Below are 22,578 nucleotides of genomic sequence, written 5' to 3'. Positions count from 1 at the left end.
ACTAAAAGTGATGTCTCAAAATCAAGCTGCAAAATTGCTAAATTATCATCAGCTTTTAAAGGGTTAATTATTGATTGTTTGCGGTATGTGGGCTAACAGGAGGTTGATTCAGGAATTAGCGATAGTTTTTGCTGAAAGGGGTTTTAAGCTAGCACCGGTTGGATGCCGGTGTAAGAAGCTAAAAAGCCGCAGCTATTTTAGTTTAGCTACGGCTTTTCTCTAAGATGTTGACTTAGTTAAGCTTCTACTCGTTTTATTAGCTTCTCCAGAATATTCTGAGCAGCTACCGAAATGATAGTGCCCGGACCAAACACACCTGCAGCGCCGGCTTTAAACAGGAAATCGTAATCCTGGGCCGGGATAACACCACCAACTATAACCATAATATCATCACGGTCTAGCTTGTGGAGCTCTTCTATCAACTGAGGAACCAAAGTCTTATGCCCGGCAGCCAGCGACGAAACACCTACCACGTGCACGTCATTTTCAGCGGCTTGCATAGCTACTTCGGCAGGCGTCTGGAACAATGGTCCTATGTCCACGTCAAAACCGAGGTCGGCGAAAGAGGTGGCAATTACTTTGGAGCCGCGGTCGTGGCCGTCCTGGCCCATTTTGGCAACCATAATGCGTGGTCGGCGGCCTTCCAGTTCTTCAAACTGATCAGCTAATTGCTTCGCACGCTCAAAATTTTCGTCGTCGGTTATTTCTGCTGAGTACACTCCTGATATAGCTCTGATTACTGCTTTATGTCTGCCGTATACTTTCTCCAGTGCATCGGAAATCTCACCTAAAGTAGCACGATGGCGTGCTGCTTCTACAGCCAGGTCCAGTAAATTACCTTCGCCAGATTGTGCTGCATTTGTTAATGCTTCCAAAGCTTTGGTAACGGCATTCTGGTCACGAGTTTCTTTTACACTGGCTAAGCGGCGCAACTGCGATTCACGCACAGCTGTGTTGTCGATATCCAGGATCTCGATTTCCTGTTCCTGCTCTGGTTTATACTTGTTTACGCCAACTATAATGTCTTTGCCAGCATCTATTCGGGCTTGTTTGCGGGCAGCGGCTTCTTCAATGCGCATTTTAGGCAGGCCAGTTTCGATAGCCTTCGCCATACCACCCAGTTCTTCCACTTCTTCTATCAGTGCCCAGGCTTTATGTGCCAGCTCGTGCGTCAGCGCCTCCACGTAATATGAGCCACCCCATGGGTCAACTACTTTGGTGATGTTGGTTTCCTGCTGGATGTAGATCTGCGTGTTACGTGCAATACGTGCCGAGAAGTCAGTTGGCAAGGCAATGGCTTCGTCCAAGGCGTTGGTGTGCAAACTTTGCGTACCACCAAGTGCAGCAGCCAGGGCTTCTACGCAGGTACGGGTTACGTTATTGAATGGGTCCTGCTCGGTTAAGCTCCAGCCTGAGGTCTGGCAGTGTGTTCTTAAAGCTAAAGATTTCGGGTTTTTCGGGTTGAATTGCTTCAGGAGTTTGGCCCACAACATACGCGCGGCACGCATCTTGGCGATCTCCATGAAGTGGTTCATGCCAATAGCCCAGAAGAAGGAAAGACGTGGCGCGAAATCATCGATGTCCATGCCTGCCTGCAAACCGGTGCGCACATACTCCAGGCCATCAGCCAGGGTATAAGCCAGCTCAATATCGGCGGTGGCTCCAGCCTCCTGCATGTGATAACCAGAGATAGAAATCGAGTTAAAGCGCGGCATCTTCTTGGAAGTATAAGCGAAGATGTCGGCGATGATCTTCATACTTGGCTCAGGCGGATAGATGTAGGTGTTACGCACCATAAACTCCTTCAGGATGTCGTTCTGAATGGTGCCACTTAGTTGCTCCGGTTTTACGCCTTGCTCTTCAGCAGCCACAATATAAAACGCCATAATCGGCAATACGGCACCGTTCATCGTCATGGAAACTGACATCTCGTTCAGCGGAATCTGATCGAAAAGGATTTTCATGTCTTCTACAGAATCAATAGCAACACCGGCTTTACCCACATCGCCAACTACGCGTGGGTGGTCGGAGTCGTAACCACGATGGGTAGCCAAATCAAACGCTACTGATAGGCCTTTTTGACCGCCAGCCAGGTTGCGACGATAAAATGCGTTACTTTCCTCAGCAGTAGAGAAACCGGCATACTGGCGGATGGTCCAGGGCTTTTGCACATACATGGTGCTGTATGGCCCACGTAAGTATGGCGGCAAGCCGGCAGCAAAATCCAGGTGCTCAAAGTGCGCGGCATCTTCCGAAGTATAAAAGCTCTTCACTTTTATCTGCTCCGGCGTTTTCCAGGTCTTCGGCTGCAGCGGGTCTTTCGGCCCGTGTTCAGCTGAGGCTACCTTGTTTATATCTATTTTAGAAAAGTCAGGCTTCATATTCTAATTTTGATTTACTGAATGATCGAATAACTGAGTTGTTGCTTCGCATTCTGTTATTCAATTATTCAAAATTCAGTTATTGTTTAACTGGCGTGCTCCGAGGTTACAACCCAACGGTTGCCAATCTTTTTCCAGACCTGCGACGATACACCACCCATCAGGCGTTTGCCATCCAGCTCTATTTTCCATTTAAAAACAAAGTATACGGCCTTATCAGATACCTGCTCTATGTGAAGTGGCTCGTAAGTATAAACGCCCATTTGGCTGCGGTCAGTAAAGTCCTGCAGAAACATGTCGTATACTTGCTGATACCCTTTTTCGGTACCGTTCTTACTTATCCAGAGCATCTCCGGAGAGTTCCAGTAAAAGGCCATGGCTGTTTCCAGGTCGCCTTTGTTCCAGGCATCAATCTGTCCTTCAAGCGCTTTTTTTACCTCCTGAACGGCATCGCCTTTAGGCATAGTAAACGACGAAAGTATAGTTGCAGCAGCCATAAGCATCAGGGTGAAGTATAGTTTACGCATTATGATGATTACCATTCTGCTCCAGGCGCCGCTGAATCAGCTCCAGTATGGCAGTAGTATCGCAATCTTCAAAAAGGAATTCATCGAAACCGTGGTTTATCAGTTCTTCCTTCATGTTTTGCGGATCATTTGCCAGAATAATAGTTGGTTTTGCCTGGTGTGATTTAAGTTTAGGTCCGAACTCGCGGGCATAAGCAGTCTCGTAAGTAGATACCACCACCACTTCTGCAGCAGCATGTAATAACCTTTCAGATGCTGCTTCAACATTTTCATACTTTTGTATTTCTGTGTCGAAACCGGCGCAGGTAAAAAACTCCTGTGCAAACGAAGCGTTTATGTGTCGTTTCAATGCATCGCCGATAACGGCAACAATAGCTTTTGGCCGGCGCTTGCGCTTCCGCAAATGCAGCTCGGTTGCCATGCGCATTACCTCTGTTGGGTAGGCTGCACGGGTTGTGTCAAAATCGGCGTGCTGAATAAGCTCTTCCGGGTCAAAATCGATTTTCTCTTTTGGATTCGGGTATTTGTTAGTACCCACCAATACTTGCCGGCCTGCCGCAATGGCTTTAAATTTCCGGCGACTTACATCTGTGATGGTGCCAAGTATAAAACCTTGCTGGTAAGCTTGTTCAAAGCCACCCATTGCTTCAACTTCACGGAACAAATCCCATGCTTTGGCTGCCAGTTGGTCTGTTAATGACTCCAGGTAATAAGAGCCGGCTGCCGGGTCAATGGCTTTATCTAAATATGCTTCTTCTTTAAGTATGATGGAAACGTTGCGGGCAATGCGCTCCGAGAATTCATCAGATGGTTTAAAGGTGCTGTCGAAAGGCAGAACAGCAAGCGAATCGCAACCGGCAATTACCGCCGACATAGCCTCGGTAGTGGCACGCAGCATATTCACGTAAGGGTCGAGGGTAGTCTGGTACCAGCTGGACGTGGAAACATGAATACGCAGCTGGGCTGCCAGAGCCGGTTCGGCCTTATAAGCTTCCAGTATGTTGGCCCACAGCAAGCGGATAACGCGCAGTTTTACTACTTCGAAAAAGTAATTGGTGCCCGCTGCCAGGTGCAGTTGCATGTTGCGCAGCACCGACTCCAGCGTTTCGCCGGCATCGGTCAGTTTATCTACGTAAGCTACTGCCGCATTTAAAGTATAGGCAATTTCCTGTACTGCCGAAGCGCCAATGCTGCTGAAACTGGTGCCGTTTACTGTTATGCCATACAGCTCCGGGCTGTCTTTGGTAAGATCCAGTATACTGGCAAGTTCGTCCTGTGCTGCCTTCTCAAAATGGCCTGAATCTGACAAAGAATCGGTGTTTACAAAGCCTTTCAGGTTGCGGTGCGATATGTTGTGCGCATGTAATTGTTCATACAGGCGCTTTACAAAATCAGCAGGAGTTTGCTTTAAAGTATAGCTAATGGTGTGCTTTGTAAGGTCGATGCTGGCGCAGAGGTTTGCTATATCAAACTGTGCCGCATTTTTTAAAATGAAGTGAATACCATCGGCACCGCGTGTAAGTGCATCAGCTGCTTTGGTTATACTTTCTTTGCCATCTCCTTCTGCTATTATCTGCTGTACGTTCAACCATTTATTGCTGCCGGTGTTGCGGCCGCGCATAAACGGGTAATTGCCAGGCTTCTGCTGCACAAACGGCAGATTCTCACTATCGACTCTGGTAAAGTATGGCTTAATGTCAATGTCTTCGTAGGTGTGCCAGGTCAGGCTTTCGAGTGGTGTGTCGCGCAGGTCTTTGCGTGTTCTCTCTTCCCAATCGGCGGCCGTGGCAGGGCTAAACTCCGGGAATAATTTACCCGGTGTGTGCTGCTCGTCAGTCTTCATGCTTCTGGTGTTATTTCCTGTAAATATAGTTGTTTATACTTTACGAGTATTATACCGGAAGTATAGTTGATGTTTTAGCTTTCTTTGCGGATGTTGGCAAACCATACCTGGTACACCCAGAAACCTAACAACAGCCAAAGTATAACGATGATCGCTGCCACGATATAATTTGGTTTACGCTCGAGTAGCTGCTGTTTTGCTTTGTTGCGATATTCGTGCAGTACTTCGGGAGGTATCAGTTTGATCCAAAGCCAGATCCCAAGCGGGAGTAGTATCAAGTCGTCGAGGTAACCCAGTACAGGTATAAAATCAGGAATCAGGTCGATAGGGCTGAAAGCATATGCTACAGTAATTACAAGAACTGCTTTGGCCATAAATGGAATGCGCGGGTCGCGCCGGGCCAGGTATAAAGTATAGATATCTTCCTTCAGTTTTTTAGTTTTCTCTTTCCATTTTTGCAGCATGATGCTTTTTACGTGATGAAGGTTTATTGGATTGATTTACAAGGGTTATCTTAATGATAGGGGAGAGCCGGTATAGTTTTATAGTTGAAGTTTATACTTGCTTGGACCAAGTTATATTTCCATAGTTACCTATTATCCTGAGAGCTTTAGTTGCCTATCGTTTCAATTTATACTTTGGCTCGTCCTTTGGTATCGCGCTGCTTTCGCTCCTGCCTCCGCTGCGCTACGGCTGCCTTTTCAGGCACCGGATCTCACAAGGCACTCAACCCAAGGACTGGGATCAGATTTGATAGTTAGCTGCTATGCAATAGGAACCAATCTGTAGGGGCAGGTCGCGACCTGTCCGTGCTATACCTGCAACTATAGCACTTATACTTCAAGTATAGCCAAAGCCCTTCTCCTTGAGGAGAGGGCTAAGGTGAGATGAAAACTGCAACTATAAAGTAACGACTTCAACCAGGTGCATCAAATGACGTTTTTTTGTTTGAGCGTTCAGCGAGTTCAAAAGCGTCTTGATTCTTTTGCTTACTTTTCTCATCAAGGAGAAAAGTGAGGCCTAGCCGGCGAGGCGAAAAGCTAGTTCAAAGCAACATAATAAATTTTATTAGAAGCATTTAGTAAAGGACTGTTAAGCTCCCCGCCTTGGACTAGTGAGAACGCAAGTTCGAAACTAGCGGGCGTAGCTCTGAGGGGTTGGGGGTGGTTGGATACCTACAACTATTAGCAAGACGCTCGTAGGAGCTGCGCACGCTGCGAGGTCTGAGAATTCCTGGTTTAAAGGAAGAAACCAGGGTGAGGTAAATGCTAAAATCATCGCATTTCTATACTTAATTCTTTAGAAAAATTGCTAGATTTAGAGATAACAACAACACCAAAAACTGAACTACATGAACAAGTATACTTTACTGCATAAAGCACTGCCGGTTTGCCTGGGCTTAGGCTTGCTAACCACTGCTCCTGCACTTGCCCAAAACATCAAATTACTTACGCAAGCCAACGAAATGGCCGATAAACTGGAGCCAAAAGTAATAGAGTGGCGACGGGATTTTCATCAGTACCCCGAGCTTGGAAATAAAGAGGTTAAAACGGCTGAAAAAATTGCAAAGCACCTGAAATCGCTGGGCATAGAAGTACAAACCGGCGTGGCAAAAACGGGCGTGGTAGGCATACTGAAAGGCGGAAAGCCCGGGCCTGTTGTAGCGCTGCGTGCCGATATTGACGGCTTGCCGGTTACGGAACGTGCCAAGCTACCTTTTGCCTCTAAAGAACGCAGTACTTATAACGGGCAGGAAGTGGGCGTAATGCATGCCTGTGGCCACGATACACATATTGCCATGCTGATGGGTGCCGCCGAAGTGCTGGCCGGTATGAAGAAAGATTTAAAAGGAACTGTGAAGTTTATTTTTCAGCCTGCCGAAGAAGGATCGCCGGTAGGGGAGGAAGGCGGAGCTTACCTGATGGTAAAAGAAGGCGTGCTGGATAAAGGGCCAAAACCAGAAGTGATTTTCGGTTTGCACATTAATTCGCAAACTGAAGTAGGGCAAATAAAGTACAGGCCGGGCGGTACTATGGCTAGTGCAGATATCTTCAGAGTAAAAGTAAAAGGCAAGCAGGTACATGGCGCGTACCCATGGGGTGGCGTAGACCCGATCGTGGTTTCTGCCCAGATCATCAATGGACTACAAACAATCATCAGCCGCCAGACAGAACTTGCCGAAGATGCTGCTGTTATTACCGTAGGAAGTATACATGGTGGCGTACGTAACAATATCATACCTGAAGAAGTGCTGATGGAAGGAACCATACGAGCCCTGAATGTGGACATGCAGAAAAAAATCCATGAAAAGATAAAACTCACGGCTACCAAAATAGCTGAAAGTGCCGGCGCCACTGCCGAGGTAAGCATCATTCCTCAGACTCCGGTTACCTTCAACGATCCGAAACTGACCGAGAAAATGTTGCCAACTCTGCAGGCCGTAGCCGGGCGCGAAAATGTGTTGCATACCAAAGCTGTAACGGGTGCCGAAGACTTTGCTTTCTACCAGGAAAAGATACCGGGCTTGTTTGTTTTTGTTGGAGGCATGGCCAAAGGCAAGAAGCCCGAAGAAGTAGCTCCGCACCACACGCCGGATTTTGTTATAGACGAAAGCGGCATGAAGCTAGGTGTTAAAACGCTTACCAGCCTGACCTTGAATTATATGGAAGGTAAAAAATAAGTGGTTTATACTTCAAAGCTAAAAGGGCAGGTACATTATTTTGTACCTGCCCTTTTAGCTTTGTTTTTATACTTTACTGAAGTATGATCTTTCCTGATTTAGCTTTACTTCCCTTGCCGATGATCCGATAAGTATAAAGGCCGGGAGCCAGGCTGGCATGTCTTCTGACTTTATTCTTGCCCTGCTCAAGCTGAACACGATGCACGGTTTTGCCCTCAGAAGTATAAAGTATAAGTATAGACGGCACGTTCAGAGCTTCCACTACAAATTCCTGCCCTCGCACCGGGTTCGGGTATAGTTGCGGAGGTGCATTCTCTGGCAAATCTCCTGATGAAGTGGGAGAAGGTTGTATTATCTTCGGCTCGCCGATGGAAAGGCTGACAAAATCCCAACTATAATCTAATTGATGTTCAGCGTACTCGTTATTCACTGCAGCTCCGCCTCTTAATCCTAAAGTATAAAGGTAGTTAGGAAGCATAGCTGCATTGGGGGTAAGGGTTACTGTTACTGCAAAACCGCCGGCCGAATCTCGTGTTGCCATGGAGGGTGTAAGCAAGTCAAGTGTATCCAGGTCGCTGAATTGCTTAACTTTTATTGGTTTAGTGCTGTTAGGTGCTTTTTGTACATAAAACTCCAGTTTAAGTTTCTGGTCGGGTGTTGCTAAAACAGATCCATCCTGGTTATAGCGCAATCGATTTTCGTTTACAAGGCTTACTTTTGGATGTTGTTGTCTATCCTTTACAAATAGGTTCATGTCTACTATAGTATAACCCATCAATTTTTCATCCTTATTATACTCTGTTATTTTAATTGAAAGCGCATATTCGCCTTTGGTAGTAGGGTTTTGCCATGTAAGTTCTCCTGCATTATTTATAGTTAACCCTTCCGGAACGAAATAACCCGGAAGATTCTGCGGAGAAGCATCCTTCCAGTACTGACTTGGCACTAACTCATAAGTGAGCCTGTCGCCATCGGCGTCATAGGTAATCATGTTCATTTTAAAAGGTTCTCCGGTAAATGCTTCGAGCGGAGCGGGTACTATGGTTTTAACACTGTTGATGTTCGGGTTTGTAAGGCGCGCTTGTATTCTTGTTTGTATAAATTGTGTCAACTGATCTGAGGTGTCCATGGTGTTTATTATATTGGGGTTCCTATTGATTCCAATCCAATAAACGAGATAATCTCCCGGCTGCTGGTAGGTAAACTGCCACTCAAAAACCTCTATACTGTTATAGTTCAAGTATCGGATTACTTTTGTCCTTGGTACAATGACCTCATTAAAGTTGCCCATGTTAATTTTTACAACTGGATCATCAGCTGTAGATAAATCATTGTTAAAGAGGGTAAAAGTGAAATTATAAGTCAGTGGATTCTTTGGGTCTACGGTATAGCTAATGTAACCGCCGTTGTAATGGGTGGCATTGCTCAGAAGAGGCAGGAACAGCAGTAACCCCAGTACAGGTAGTAAAAGTTTTATTTTCATAGTATGGCAGGTTTTATAGTGAATATACTATAAAACGTTTTTATATGTAAATAAAATATAAGAAATGTTACAAAATTTTGCTCGAACAGAGTGGATTTTCCAAGGCAAGAACTTACTGCATTTGGTTGCTGTTGATGAGGCTGGTAAATTAGAGTCGGAATTACGCAATTACATGAACCGCAACTTAATTAAAAGTATAAGCGCCCTTGCACTGGCGCTAAACCTGGTGGCCTGCCAGCAGCGCGTCTGGCAACCCGAGGCTGCTATTACGCAAACAGATGTTCCTGTCGATAAAACCCTTTCGGCCGATCAGAAAACCGAGACCTTTATAGTGCCTTACCGCAAAGAGGTAACTACCAAAATGTCGGAGGTGGTTGGCAATGCACCGGTAGAGCTTGGAAAAGGAGATTACCAATCGCCGCTAGGTAATTTTGTAGTAGACCTGCAGCGCTCGCAAAGCCTTCCGCTTTATGGCAAACCCATTGACCTGTCGCTTACAACAAATGGCGGCCTGCGCGTGCCATTGCCTAAAGGCGATATAAATGTGGGCAATGTGTTTGAACTAATGCCTTTCGAGAATGAGTTAGTAGTGCTTACACTGGATGGCCCTGCGGTAAAAGAGCTTTTCGATTTTGCTGCTAAAACTAAAATAGCGTATGTTGGTAACGCTACTTACACAGTTAAAAACGGCATAGCAACCGATATCAAAATAGGAGGCAAGCCATTCGACTTGCAAAGAACTTATACCTTGGTTACTTCTGATTACCTGGCTGGTGGCGGCGACAACCTGGCTATGCTGAAAAAAACACTAAAGACTGAAAAAGTGGGAATCCTGTTGCGTGATGCTATACTTGCACACATTAAACAGCTTACGGCAGCAGGCAAACCTGTAACAGCTGAAACTGCAAACCGTGTTACCGTGCTCCCATAAAGTATAAAGTAAGATGAAAAGAAGAGATTTTCTGAAAACGACTGCAGTTGGAGCGGCTGGTCTTAGCATGCTGGGGTTGCCTTTTGCCTCTGAAGCTGCAGGCAAAACTATAAACCTGACCATACTTCATACCAATGACCAGCACTCGCGCATCGATCCTATTCCGGATGATGGGCGCAAGTATGGCGGTATGGGAGGTATGGCCCGCAGAGCAACTCTGGTAGAAAGTATACGCAAGCAGGAAGCCAACGTGCTTTTACTCGATGCCGGCGATATCTGGCAGGGCACGCCATACTTTAACTTTTTCGGCGGCGAGCCTGAGTTCAAGCTTATGTCGCAGATGAAGTATGATGCAGCCACATTGGGTAACCACGATTTCGATAATGGCCTGGAAGGCTTGCAAAAGCAATTGCCGCATGCCGCGTTCCCGTTCCTGGTGGCGAACTATGATTTCTCGAATACCATCCTGAAAGATAAGTTTAAGCCTTACAAAGTGTTTGAAAAGCAGGGCCTGCGCATTGGCGTGTTTGGTTTAGGTATAGAACTTGCCGGCCTGGTATCGCAGAACAACTATAAAGAAACCGTATACCTTGACCCGGTAAAGAAAGCTGAGGAAATGGTGCAGGTGCTGCGCGAAAACGAGAAATGCCACATGGTTATCTGCCTGTCGCACCTGGGTTATAGTTACAAAGAAGAAAAGATAGACGACCGTAAACTCGCACAACAGGTAAGCGGCATCGACCTTATACTTGGTGGCCATACCCATACTTTCCTGGATGAGCCGGAGGTAGTGCGCCATGCCGCCACAGGCTACGACACCATGATCAACCAGGTTGGCTGGTCGGGTATATTTTTAGGACGTATCGACTTTCAGTTCAATAAAAAAACAAAAGAAAAAGCGGGCGTCAGAACAGCAATGCTGCCTGTGGATAACCCTGTATTAACTTCATAAATAAATAATTTTTTGTTTTAAATTATTTAAGCAAATTTGTGACCCCCTGCCGATTAAGTAGAGGTTTGTTGCACCTAACGAATCTTGTGAGTTTTGGAAAATTGGATGATTAAAGACTGTTCTACTGTATGGAGTAACTGCCTGCAGGTGATAAAGGAAAATATTGGAGAACAAAGTTTTAAGACTTGGTTCGAGCCAATCAGACCAATATCGCTGCGCGATAGCGTACTTACTATACAAGTGCCTAGCCAGTTCTTTTATGAGTGGCTGGAGGAGCATTATGTTAGCCTGTTAAAAAAGGTTATTTACCAGGAACTGGGCAGCGAGGGCAGGTTAGAATATTCCATTATTGTTGATAAGGGAAACGATTCTAACAAACCGCAGACGGTTAATATACCTACCAAAAAAATACCACAGGCTGTTGTTAACTCTTATAAACCCGAGCAAAGCTTTATTAAAAGCCCGTTCGAGTCTAAGACCATTGACCGCAACTTCCTGAATTCCCAGCTGAACTCGGCTTACGATTTCGATAATTACATTGAAGGAGATTGCAACCGCTTGGCACGCTCTGCGGGTTATGCCGTTGCAAATAAACCGGGCACTACCTCTTTCAATCCGCTTATGATTTATGGCGGTGTAGGATTGGGTAAAACGCACCTGGTACAGGCCATTGGTAACTATATCAAAAACAGCAACCCTGAAAAGTTTGTGCTGTATGTGTCGTCTGAAAAATTCGTGAACCAGTTCATCGAGTCTGTAAGAACGAACAATGTGCAGGACTTTGCTAACTTTTACCTGTTGGTGGATATCCTGATCATAGACGATGTGCAGTTCTTCAGCGGTAAGGACAAGACCCAGGAAATGTTCTTCCATATATTTAACCACCTGCACCAGTCCGGCAAGCAGATCGTGATGACTTCAGACTGCCCGCCACGCGACCTGAAAGGTTTGGAAGAGCGTTTGCTTTCTCGTTTTAAATGGGGATTAACTGCCGATCTGCAGAGCCCGGATTTTGAAACGCGTATGGCCATTATCCAGAAAAAGATGCAGAGCGATGGCATTGATATTCCGGATAACGTGGTGGAGTACCTGGCTTACAGCGTCGATACAAACGTGCGTGAACTGGAAGGGGTGTTGATCTCACTGATTGCACAGTCGTCGCTTAACAGAAAAGAAGTAGACTTGGAGCTTGCCAAGCAGGCTTTGAAACATATCATCGAGGATGTGGAAACGGAGGTTAACCTCGACTTCATCCAGAAAACGGTGGCTGAATACTTCCAGGTAAGCCTGGACTCGCTGAAGGCTAAAACCCGCAAGAAAGAGATTGTAACAGCACGTCAGGTGGCTATGTACTTTGCAAAAGAATTTACGAGCCACTCGCTTAAGTCTATCGGTTACCATTTCGGGGGCCGCGACCACAGTACTGTAATTCACTCAGTACAAACTGTTTCTGACCTGATCGATACTGATAAGAAATTTAAAGCCAGCATACAGGAGCTTCAGAAGAAGTTTAAATCCAAAGCCGGTTAAGAAGTATAAAGTATAAAAAGAAGCGGGCCATACTTACTACAAGTATGGCCCGCTTCTTTTTATAGCGATTAACAAGTATAACTTTAGCTAACGGCAGTTTCGGTTACTTTAAAGTTATGCAGGTTTCCCATTTCACGGATCTTGCTCTTTATCTTATCCAGGTCTCGCTTTTTACGCACCTGCTTCAGGTTCAGGAAAATTTTAGCACCTGTAAGCTCTGTAATATTCAGCCCTAATTGTGTGATCTGTATTGAAGCGATATCAGGCATGGCAATAATGTGCTTTGTCCGGAAAACTCCCAGCTTGTGTACAATGTATTGCGGCGTAACTTCAATGTAAGACTGCACCCCGAAAACAGAAGTATTCTGCAAGATCACATAGATCATGAAGCACAGGGCCAGCGCAAAAAACACGTAATACAGGTAATTTTGATCGTTATCTGAAAAGAGCAGCATAGATGCCCATATAAGCCAGAATAAGGTTAAAATTAACTGCACTGAAAATGATATTTTGGTGCTTCGCGATGGGCTAAGCTGTACCATTAGCGATGCTCTTGCACTGTTTCCGCTTGCTGACATGAAAGGAAATTAAGGTTATACATAAACAGCCGAAATATGGCGTTCCCGCAATATAGCGAAATTATTGCGCTAATGTAGCATTTACCGTTATCTCGGGCACAGCAGCCAGTGCTTTCGATACCGGGCAACCAGCCTTTGCCTCTTTAACAAGCTGCTGAAATTCACTGTCTTCGATGTTAGGGATTCTGGCCTCGGTAGTCAGTTCGATTTTTGTGATCAGCGGAGCTCCTTCTTTTTCGCCTAAGTGTACTACAGCTGAAGTGCTGATGTAGTCTGGTTTCAGGTTTTTATTGCTAAGCAGTGCACTCAGGAACATAGAGAAACATCCGGCATGCGCTGCCCCTACCAACTCTTCCGGCGATGTGGCCTTGGTATCGTCGCCGAAGCGGGAGGCGTAGGAGTAACCTGTTTTAACGTTGCCTCTGCCGGTCTCAAATTCACCGGACCCTTCTTTCAGGCTGCCTTTCCAAAGAGCTTTTGCGTTGTGTTGTTTCATAGTTTTAATTGTTTTTAGGTAAAGTATAAAACTAATTTCGGGGCTATAGGTTGCTTAAATTTTAGATATTGTTGGTATTGTTATAGTTCAGCCAGATATTATTGTGCTGTGGTATGGCTTTGAAAGTATATCTCTCTATATTTACCTTCGGACAAAACTGAATGATATGGGTGTAAAGGCCTGGTTGAGTAAGCCCCTAGCGGCTTACATGCACAAAAAACACCAGCATTGGATACAAAACCCTGTTGAGGCGCAGAAAGCCGTTTTTGAGAAAATAATAGCAACTGCATGCGATACCAGCTTTGGGCAGGATCATGATTTTGCAAGTATAAAAACGCATGCCGATTTTGTAAAAGCCGTACCCGTACGCGATTATGAAGCTTTACTGCCATACTTTAACCGGGTTAAAGCCGGCGAAAGCAATGTGCTTTGGCCACGCAAACCTTTATACCTGGCTAAAACTTCAGGCACTACTTCCGGTACCAAGTATATCCCTATTTCCCGCGAGTCTATTTCGAACCATATTAACGGCGCCAAAGATGCCTTACTGGCTTATGTGCACGAAACCGGTAAGTCAGCGTTTCTGGATGGCAAGATGATATTTCTGTCGGGCAGCCCGGAGCTGGAGGAAGTTGGCGGTATAAAAACAGGCCGGTTGTCTGGAATAGCCAACCACCACGTGCCCGGCTATCTGCGCACCAATCAATTGCCAACCTACGAGACTAACTGCATCGAGGACTGGGAAACCAAGCTCGATCAGATCATAGAAGAAACCATAGATCAGAACATGACACTGATCTCGGGCATTCCGCCGTGGGTGCAGATGTATTTCGATAAGCTGATGCGCCAGACAGGTAAAAAGATAAAGGATATTTTCCCGAACTTCTCTTTGTTTGTGTATGGTGGCGTGAATTTTGAGCCTTACCGTACCAAGATGATCGAGTCGATTGGCAAAGAAGTGGATTCGATAGAGCTGTTTCCGGCTTCGGAAGGTTTCTTTGCTTACCAGAACCAGCAGAACGACAAAGGCCTGTTGCTCCTGCTCGATTCGGGTATTTTTTATGAGTTTATACCTACAGATGAGTTTTTTAATGAAAACCCCACACGCTTAACGATAGGCGAAGTAGAAACAGGGGTAAACTATGCGTTGGTTATTAGCAGCAACGCCGGTTTGTGGGGTTACTCCATCGGTGATACTGTTAAGTTTACTTCTGTTAAGCCTTATAAGCTGATTGTGAGCGGCCGCATCAAGCACTTTATTTCTGCTTTTGGCGAGCACGTAATAGGAGAAGAAGTAGAAAAGGCCATGCAACGCACTATGGCAAAGTATACTTCGGTTGAGTTGCTGGAGTTTACGGTAGCACCTTATGTGAGCCAGGGCAAAGGGCAGTCTTATCATGAATGGCTGGTAGAGTTTTCGAAGCCACCAATGGATCTGGATGCTTTTGAGAAAGAACTAAACGAGCAGCTTCAGAAACTGAATACCTATTACGACGACCTGATTGCCGGCAATATTCTGTCTAACCTTAAGATACGGTCGCTGCCTCTGGGCACTTTCCGGAACTACATGAAATCGAAAGGAAAACTTGGAGGCCAGAACAAAGTACCTCGCCTGAGCAACGACAGAAGTATAGCCGACGATATCATTAAAATTGCCAGCTCCTGATAGCGGATAGCAACTGAAGCAAGGCTCAAAAGTAGAAGCAAGTATAGTTGATTGGCTTAGAAGTATAGCCAGCTAAGTGGCCGGAGAAACAAGTTGCCTGATCAGGTTGTTACAAGTTACCGGTTACATAAACAGAAACAGTTTGAAGTATACTTGCTGGCTGCGAGGAGATTATAAATATTTTAAATAGCATCATTATTACGAGCAACACGAAGCTGGGAAAAACACCGTTTCGAAATTCGTAATCCCTAATCATAATTAATGAAAAGAATTGCCATACTTGGCTCTACCGGCTCCATCGGCACACAAGCCCTGGAAGTAATAGAAGCCAACCCCGATAGTTTTGAGCTGGAAGTAATTACTGCCCATAGCAACGCCGATTTACTGATTGCGCAGGCTCTGGCCTTTAAACCCAATGCCGTTGTAATTGCAAACGAAGACTTATACGATAAGGTGCGGGATGCATTGCAGCACGAAGACATTAAAGTATACGCAGGCGCAAATGCCCTGAACTCGGTAGTAGAAATGGGCACGGTAGATATGGTGCTAACCGCTATGGTTGGTTACGCTGGTTTGCAGCCTACCATTCGTGCCATACAGGCTGGTAAAGAGATCGCGCTTGCAAACAAGGAGACCCTGGTGGTGGCCGGCCAGCTGATAACCGAATTGGCCCGCGAGAAAGGTGTTAACATTTACCCGGTAGATTCGGAGCATAGCGCAATTTTTCAATGCCTGGCCGGTGAGTTTCATAACCCGATCGAGAAAATTATACTTACGGCTTCCGGTGGCCCGTTCAGAGGGCGCTCGGCGGCTGAGCTGCAACAGGTTACCAAAGCCCAGGCTCTGAAACACCCTAACTGGGATATGGGCGCTAAAATCACCATCGACTCTGCTTCGCTTATGAACAAAGGCTTGGAAGTGATAGAAGCGAAATGGCTCTTTGGGTTAAGAAATGACCAGATCGAAGTAGTAGTGCACCCGCAATCCATTATTCACTCGCTGGTGCAGTTCGAAGACGGCTCTATTAAAGCGCAGCTTGGCCTGCCCGATATGAAACTGCCGATCCAGTATGCAATGGGTTATCCAAACCGGCTGAAGTCCAGCTTTCCGAGGTTTAACTTTTTAGATTACCCACAGCTAACTTTTGAGCAACCCGACCTTAATACCTTCCGCAACCTGCAGCTGGCTTTTAATGCCATGGAGCAGGGAGGCAATATGCCGTGTATACTTAATGCGGCTAACGAAGTGGCTGTCAGTTCTTTCCTTCGCGATGAAGTTGGTTTCCTGGAGATGTCGGATATCATCGAAAGCTGTATGGCAAAAGTTGCGTATATTGCGAATCCTTCTCTCGAAGACTATGTTAATACAGACAGAGAAGCACGATTGCGCTCTACTGAGCTGGTAAAAAGATAAGTTTATACTTTGCAGCCTTACAGGTAAGATAACACACGTTTAAAATCATTATAATTTAAATTTCTTAGATGGATATTGTAGTAATGGTAGGCCAGCTCATTCTGGGCCTTACAATTTTAGTAGGACTGCACGAGTTGGGGCACATGCTGGCTGCTAAATGGTTTGGGATGCGTGTTGAAAAATATGCTATTGGCTTCCCGCCGAAAGTGTTTGGTAAAAAGATAGGTGAAACAGAGTACATGCTGGGCCTTATTCCGCTCGGGGGCTTTGTAAAGATCTCGGGTATGGTGGATGAGTCGATGGATACTGAAGCTTTGAAAGAAGAGCCAAAGCCATGGGAGTTCCGTTCTAAGCCGGCCTGGCAGCGCCTTATTGTAATGATGGGCGGCATTATCGTAAACGTGATCACGGGTATAGTTATCTACATTGCGCTTACCTATAACTATGGCGAAAGCTACCTGCCAGCCAACGAAGCCAAGTATGGAGTTGTAGCCAATGAGATCGGTAAAGAAATCGGTTTCCAGACCGGCGACAAAATTGTGGCTGTTAATGGCAAAGAGCTGCAGCGCTTCGAAGATGTATATTCTATGGATATGCTGCTGGGCCGCAACGCTTATTACACTGTAGACCGTAACGGCCAGCGTGTTGATATAAAAGTACCGGCTAACCTGATGGACCGCGTTTCTGACAATAAAGAGCGTATGTTCTTTGTGCAGCCAAGAGTGCCATTTAAAGTAGGCCAGGTAATGGCTGGCAGTCCGGCAGCCAAAGCAGGCTTACAGGAAGGTGACTTTATTACCAGAATCAATAACAACGAAATCAAGTTCTTTAACGAGTTACAGCAGGCGCTGCATGCCAATGCCGGCAAACCGGTAGCCATTATGGTTGAGCGTGCTGGTAAGCCGTTTAAGCTGCAGGCCCAGGTAACAGAAGAAGGAACGCTTGGTTTTATGCAGGTGCCGTTGCTACAGTATGCTACCCGCGACTATAGCATTGGTGAAGCAATTCCGTTAGGTACTGAGCAGGCTTTTGGTGTAATTACCGCTAACCTGAAAGGCTTTGGCAAGATTTTCCGTGGCGAGGTGTCAGCTTCTAAATCGTTGAGCGGCCCGATAGGTATAGCCCAGATCTTTGGCGATACGTTCAGCTGGTACAAGTTCTGGTCTATTACAGCTATGCTTTCTATGGTGCTGGCTTTCATGAACTTCCTGCCAATACCAGCCTTGGATGGCGGACACGTAGTTTTTCTTACTTACGAAATGATCAGTGGCCGTAAGCCATCTGATAATTTTTTAGAAAATGCCCAAAAAGTGGGTATGGTTTTATTGTTAGGCTTAATGGCATTTGCTATATTTAACGATGTGTTCAAGATTATCTTCTAACCAAAGATCTTGCTATGAAAGCCATTGTGAAGTATGCCCTTGTCTTTACCCTCTTAGTTTTAGTTTTTAAGATTCACAGTACCAGCGCCGCCCCGGCAGACTGGCCTTCAAGTATAAACCAGCACGCTGTCGCACAAACCGACAGCGTGTACCTGGTTAAAAAAGGCGATACCTACTACAGCCTTTCCCGCCGCCTTAACATTCCTGTCGATTCGCTGCAAAAGTGGAACAATAACCAGCTGCAGGTTGGCCAGAAACTATACCTTAGCCGACAGACTGCATCTAAAAACAATCTGCCGGTTAGCAGTCCGAAACCTACGGTAAAATCGAATGCTGTAACCAAACCAGCCGCTACGCCTGCTGCGGGCAGCAACTCTTTTTCTGCTTCTGCTACTCCTAAAACCGCTGAATACAAAACAAAGCAGCGTATCATGGTCATCCCTTTCGACCCGTATTTATACTTTTCGGATGCCGATGATGAGATAGCACAACAATCCCATATACCACGTCAGAATGTGCGCCACGCCTTCAGGGGCAGGTTAAATGCCTTGCTGGCTCCGGAAGGGTATGAAACCATACATTTGCTGGGTGGTGTGTACCGCGACAGCGTAAACGAGTTAAGCCGGCTTTACAAATCTCTTAGCTATAGTTACCAGGATAACAAGACATCAAAGTATAACAAGCAGCCTGTAGTAAAAAGCGAGGAAAAAGGCGGCGTGCTGAACTGGGTAAAAGACCAGAAAGAGAAAATGGGGGTGGATAACGCGCCTGCTGTGGTGCCCATTGCTCAGGATCAGAACAAACATTTCGGCGTTAAGGTAAAAGACCCTAACTTCTTCAGCTATTTTAATAACCAATACGGCATCGATTACTACGTTTTTATCAACCAGTTTGAGGTAAAAACGGTGTATGAAAACTGCCTCGATCGCGCTGCACAGAACTATGAGCGCAATTTCTTGGTTCATTATTCGATCTATGACAGTAATGGCGCATTGGTGTCAGGGAACAAAGTGAAAGTGTTGTATAACTCAAATATGAACGATGTGCAGCGGATTGTGAGCGATAATATGCCTTCTATGGCAAAGCGTGTACTTTCTGATTTGCCTGCCGCATCAAAATAAAGATGAAGTATAAAAGTATAATTCTGATGCTGGCGCTATCAACGTTCAGCTTTTTTGCCCACGCCCACGATTTTCATACCAGCATAACTGATATAAAGTATAACCCGCGCACGCAAAGCCTGGAGGTTGCCGTGAAGGTATTTACCGATGACCTGGAGAATGTACTTTCGCGCAAAAATAAAGTAAAGGTTACCTATAGTAATTCTGAAAAAGTAAACACCTACCTGAGCGCTTACCTGCAAAATACCCTATCGTTTGAAACCACTAAAGGAAAGCCGCTGAAGTATAAACTGGTGGGTTCAGAGGAAGAATCGGACGCCGTTTGGATTTACGTGGAAGTACCGGTAAGCACACCAAACCTGCAGCAACTATACGTTAAAAATGCAGTGCTTACAGACTTGTTCGAAGACCAGATGAACATTGTGAACATCAATTACAAAGGTAAAATAGAAAGTATGCTGCTGCAGAAAGACGATGCTGTAAAGGCATTTAATCTGAAATAACTTTTCTGAAATTGTTGGCTTATCTCGGCCTAAAATTCCATAGCTCAATAATTAATAGCATGGAGTAGGGTCGACTTTGGAGACCCGGATAAGTATACCCGAATCAGCTTTTCTTAGTGTCCGGATGACAATCGGCTTAAGCTACCGGCATTGCAGCAGCCCCCTTCTAACCTCTTCAACTAAAAGTACCTTTGCCTTGCCTTTTGTAGTTTTTGAATGGTGCTGAGAAGTATTACTGTCAATAGCCAGCCGCTTATAAGGGTGATGCCCATTTGGTGTACCATGTAATATTTGATACGGATTGGGACAATGCAAACCATAAAGCTGACACCCAGAAAGAATACGTAAGCCCAGAACGTTAGCCAATGAACTGGTTTTTGTATGGATGTTGCATGCTTTACTATGGGGCTTCGGTGGATGTACAGGAGAAGTGCAAGGAAACCAATTAGGGTGCTGATGTGCTGCAGCACACGGCAAAGTATTAGCGATTTATTACCGATCTGAATTGGCGTTTGCAGGATAGGGTAATTTCTTACAAAAAAGCCGGTATAGTGTGTAAAGCTGTCCCAGAAGAGATGTGAGAATGACCCTATAAGTGCTGAAAGTATAAATAGGTGCCAGTTATAGCGCAGATACGCGAACCAATCAACTTTAGGAACTGCCAGGGCACGCTTCCGGAAGTATACGGGCAATTGCTGTACCACGGCATCGCGCACCACTACCTGAAATACAGTAGCCAACAGCAAAGCAACCGGCAAATTAAACAGGAACAACCCGCGCAAAGTATGGCTGATGGTGCTCATTGCCTGTAACCGAAAGAAATATTCGAAATCAGGGGCAAGCGCACCCGTAACCAAACCTGTTACCGATAACCAGCGGCAATAGCGAAACAAAGGTAAAATTATAGCAGGGTGAGCGGCTGTAAAAGGCATGATCTATAATCGGAATATTACCTGCCTATACCTTATTCTGCTTTCTCTGGTTTTATAAGTTTAAATTCTACCCGGCGGTTTATCTGGCGGTCTTCCTCGGTTTTTTCTTCCCGCAAAGGCTTGCTGCTGCCAAATCCAAAAGATTCTATCCTGTTTTGCTCCGGCATCTGTAATTTTTCGGCCAGGTAAAATTTGATGGCATCGGCCCTGTCCTGCGACAGTGCCAGGTTAAATTCCGGATCTCCGGCCTGGTCGGTGTGGCCGGCAATCTCAAGTTTAAAGCCCGGGTTCTCTAGCAGGAAAAGCGCTATTTCATCAAGTATGGTAATCATGCCATCTTTTATTTCCGACTGGTTCTGATCAAACTCAATGTTTTTAAAAACGATCGGGATGCTGTGGTCGATCAGCGTGGTCATGATCTGTAAGGAAGTATCGTCTTTCAGGGACAGTTCTCGTTCAATAGTAAAAAAGTCGGGGCTTTGTATGATCATCATGTAGCGTGTGTTGCCAATCAGGTCAAACTCAAAAGAGCCATCCGGCCTGATGTATTTCGATGATATCTCGATGCCGTTATCCAGATCGATAATGGAAATAACGCCCGATAATGGTTTCTGGGAAACAGAGTCTTTTAAAACGCCTTCTACTTTGGTAACAGCCAGCGGGTGTGCTTCCATAGGCAGCGGGAACGAGAAAAGGTCCAGGTTCTGTATGTCGTTGGCTTCGGAGCGGGCATAGTACAGGTTTTTGGACGCGGCATCTATCGTAAAATAATACTCGCTGCCACGGCCGTTTACCAAAGGGCCAATGTTGCGGGGTTCCTGCCATCGGCCCTGTACTTTATAGGTCTTGTAAATATCGAAATCGCCTAAGTTATAAAGCTGCCCTCTGCTGCTGAAGTATAAAACCTGGTACAAAGGGTGGAAGAACGGGCTTACTTCGCTTTCTCGGGTATTAATTACAGGGCCCATGTTTTGTGCGGGTGCCCATTCTCCATTTTTATACTTGTGTGTAAAGTATATATCGGATAAACCAAAGCCACCCAGCCTGTCGGAGGCAAAGTATAAGGTGTCTTCCTGGCTGGATAAGGTAGGCTGAGAATCCCAGCCGGAGGTGTTTACATCTGGCCCCAGGTTTTTAATATCGCCCCAGGTGCCGTTTTCCTGCATGGTAGCCACGTAAAGGTCGCAGTTTCCAAAACCATCCGGCGATTCGCATCGGGCAAAGTACAGGGTTTTGCCATCGCGGCTCAGGCACGCAGATCCTTCGTTGTAAATGCTGTTAATAGGCTTGCCAAAAGATTTGGCTTCCTGCCAGAAACCGTTTACCTGCTTCGAGAAAAACAGGTCTTCATTTGCACGCCCGTTCAGGCCCTGGATGTGTCTTTTTGAGGTAAAAATGAAGGTGTCATTCTCGTCATTGATAGCAGGGCCATAATCTTCGTAAGCTGAGTTTAAAGCATTGCCCATGTTCAGGTATACACCTTTGGGAGGTTTAAAAGTTGAGACCGATTTGCGGTACTCCACCAGCTTGTAGTAATAATCCAGTGGTACGTAGTAGGCTCTGGTATTCTGCTCCAGCGAGTCGTAGTAAGATTGCACACGGCGTATATCGGATCGGTGGTGTTTGAGCACGAGCCGGTAAAGCACTTTTGCCTTTTCTAGATTTCCCTGTTTCTCGTATAACTGGCCCAAACGCCAAAGCAGGTTGGTATCCTTGTAAAAGTTTTGAACTCCGAAATTGCTTATATATTCTTCCAGTAAAAGCTGTACCTGGTTGTATTGCTTGGCCCTTTCCAGTTTTTGGATAGTGGCAAGCTTTTTTTCGTTCTGATAGTAAGTGGTTCTGTTTAATTGCGGAAATTCGAAGTGCAGTTCGGGGTTTGGTAATTTTTTATCTACCTTAAGGCCAAGTGCCTCGTTAAGAGGTACATGTTTAAATTGAGCTATACTTGCTACAGGTAGCAGCAGCAGAATAAAAATGCGGAAAATCAGGTATTCGCGTCTCATTGGCCTTCGATTAGTTACCTTATGCCAAATATATTATTTTTATACTATATTTTTGAAATCCATTGCTGCTTAAAGTATAATTCGCGTAAAATTTTATTAACTCAATTAATTACACACGACAAAAACGGCAGATACAGGTGTTGGCACAGGACTT

Annotated in this window: 18 protein-coding genes; 9 read left to right on the top strand and 9 right to left on the bottom strand. The window is 45.5% G+C overall.

Annotated elements, in window-relative coordinates; translation table 11 throughout:
• Positions 1–236: 236 nt before the first annotated feature.
• From scpA to LWP20_RS08705, 4 genes are all read right to left on the bottom strand, one after another.
• Positions 237–2,381, bottom strand: a complete 2,145-nt coding sequence (scpA, locus tag LWP20_RS08720; RefSeq protein ID WP_242927740.1) for a methylmalonyl-CoA mutase — start codon at positions 2,379–2,381, stop codon at positions 237–239.
• An 86-nt stretch (positions 2,382–2,467) separates the two neighbouring features.
• Entirely contained in the window at positions 2,468–2,923 is a 456-nt protein-coding gene (locus LWP20_RS08715) for a YybH family protein (protein WP_242927739.1), read from the bottom strand.
• Positions 2,901–4,751: a methylmalonyl-CoA mutase family protein gene (locus tag LWP20_RS08710; protein WP_242927738.1), complete on the bottom strand. Its 1,851-nt coding sequence runs from the start codon at positions 4,749–4,751 to the stop codon at positions 2,901–2,903. Before LWP20_RS08710 ends, LWP20_RS08715 begins: the two co-directional genes overlap by 23 nt.
• Positions 4,752–4,825: 74 nt before the next feature.
• Entirely contained in the window at positions 4,826–5,215 is a 390-nt protein-coding gene (locus LWP20_RS08705; RefSeq protein ID WP_242927737.1) for a YkvA family protein, read from the bottom strand.
• Positions 5,216–6,102: 887 nt separating this feature from the next.
• Here LWP20_RS08705 and LWP20_RS08700 point away from each other — a divergent pair.
• Positions 6,103–7,431 carry an amidohydrolase gene (locus LWP20_RS08700; protein WP_242927736.1) on the top strand — a complete coding sequence of 443 codons (1,329 nt, stop codon included), beginning with the start codon at positions 6,103–6,105 and terminating at the stop codon, positions 7,429–7,431.
• Between the two features lie 73 nt (positions 7,432–7,504).
• Here the strand turns inward: LWP20_RS08700 and LWP20_RS08695 are convergent, their stop codons facing one another.
• Positions 7,505–8,914, bottom strand: a complete 1,410-nt coding sequence (locus tag LWP20_RS08695) for a T9SS type A sorting domain-containing protein (protein ID WP_242927735.1) — start codon at positions 8,912–8,914, stop codon at positions 7,505–7,507.
• Between the two features lie 64 nt (positions 8,915–8,978).
• On the opposite strand from LWP20_RS08695, the gene LWP20_RS08690 reads away from it, so the two are divergent.
• From LWP20_RS08690 to dnaA, 3 genes are all read left to right on the top strand, one after another.
• Complete coding sequence (locus LWP20_RS08690) at positions 8,979–9,845, top strand: 5'-nucleotidase C-terminal domain-containing protein (RefSeq protein WP_242927734.1); 867 nt, start codon at positions 8,979–8,981, stop codon at positions 9,843–9,845.
• 13 nt (positions 9,846–9,858) lie between these two features.
• A complete protein-coding gene (locus LWP20_RS08685; RefSeq protein ID WP_242927733.1) occupies positions 9,859–10,797 on the top strand; it encodes a bifunctional metallophosphatase/5'-nucleotidase in 939 nt (312 codons plus the stop codon).
• 105 nt (positions 10,798–10,902) lie between these two features.
• Positions 10,903–12,327, top strand: a complete 1,425-nt coding sequence (gene dnaA, locus LWP20_RS08680; protein WP_242927732.1) for a chromosomal replication initiator protein DnaA — start codon at positions 10,903–10,905, stop codon at positions 12,325–12,327.
• 83 nt (positions 12,328–12,410) lie between these two features.
• Here the strand turns inward: dnaA and LWP20_RS08675 are convergent, their stop codons facing one another.
• Both LWP20_RS08675 and LWP20_RS08670 read right to left on the bottom strand, forming a co-directional pair.
• The gene (locus LWP20_RS08675; RefSeq protein WP_242927731.1) at positions 12,411–12,905 is read right to left on the bottom strand and encodes a hypothetical protein; all 495 of its coding nucleotides are present in this window, start codon (positions 12,903–12,905) and stop codon (positions 12,411–12,413) included.
• Between the two features lie 61 nt (positions 12,906–12,966).
• Complete coding sequence (locus tag LWP20_RS08670) at positions 12,967–13,401, bottom strand: OsmC family peroxiredoxin (protein ID WP_242927730.1); 435 nt, start codon at positions 13,399–13,401, stop codon at positions 12,967–12,969.
• A gap of 166 nt (positions 13,402–13,567) precedes the next feature.
• Between LWP20_RS08670 and LWP20_RS08665 the strand changes: the two genes are divergently transcribed.
• From LWP20_RS08665 to LWP20_RS08645, 5 genes are all read left to right on the top strand, one after another.
• Entirely contained in the window at positions 13,568–15,067 is a 1,500-nt protein-coding gene (locus tag LWP20_RS08665; RefSeq protein ID WP_242927729.1) for a GH3 auxin-responsive promoter family protein, read from the top strand.
• A 261-nt stretch (positions 15,068–15,328) separates the two neighbouring features.
• The gene (locus tag LWP20_RS08660; RefSeq protein ID WP_242927728.1) at positions 15,329–16,480 is read left to right on the top strand and encodes a 1-deoxy-D-xylulose-5-phosphate reductoisomerase; all 1,152 of its coding nucleotides are present in this window, start codon (positions 15,329–15,331) and stop codon (positions 16,478–16,480) included.
• Between the two features lie 68 nt (positions 16,481–16,548).
• Positions 16,549–17,862, top strand: coding sequence for an RIP metalloprotease RseP (gene rseP, locus LWP20_RS08655; RefSeq protein ID WP_242927727.1), 1,314 nt, complete (start codon positions 16,549–16,551; stop codon positions 17,860–17,862).
• Positions 17,863–17,876: 14 nt separating this feature from the next.
• Positions 17,877–18,983, top strand: coding sequence for a LysM peptidoglycan-binding domain-containing protein (locus tag LWP20_RS08650; RefSeq protein WP_242927726.1), 1,107 nt, complete (start codon positions 17,877–17,879; stop codon positions 18,981–18,983).
• A 2-nt stretch (positions 18,984–18,985) separates the two neighbouring features.
• Complete coding sequence (locus tag LWP20_RS08645; RefSeq protein WP_242927725.1) at positions 18,986–19,486, top strand: DUF6702 family protein; 501 nt, start codon at positions 18,986–18,988, stop codon at positions 19,484–19,486.
• A gap of 179 nt (positions 19,487–19,665) precedes the next feature.
• Here the strand turns inward: LWP20_RS08645 and LWP20_RS08640 are convergent, their stop codons facing one another.
• Entirely contained in the window at positions 19,666–20,418 is a 753-nt protein-coding gene (locus tag LWP20_RS08640; RefSeq protein ID WP_242927724.1) for a DUF4184 family protein, read from the bottom strand.
• Positions 20,419–20,450: 32 nt separating this feature from the next.
• Positions 20,451–22,424, bottom strand: coding sequence for an OmpA family protein (locus LWP20_RS08635; RefSeq protein ID WP_242927723.1), 1,974 nt, complete (start codon positions 22,422–22,424; stop codon positions 20,451–20,453).
• Between the last annotated feature and the right edge of the window lie 154 nt (positions 22,425–22,578).

Source organism: Pontibacter vulgaris, assembly GCF_022758145.1.
Lineage (GTDB): Bacteria > Bacteroidota > Bacteroidia > Cytophagales > Hymenobacteraceae > Pontibacter > Pontibacter vulgaris.
This window is presented reverse-complemented; position numbering and strand designations above follow the sequence as displayed.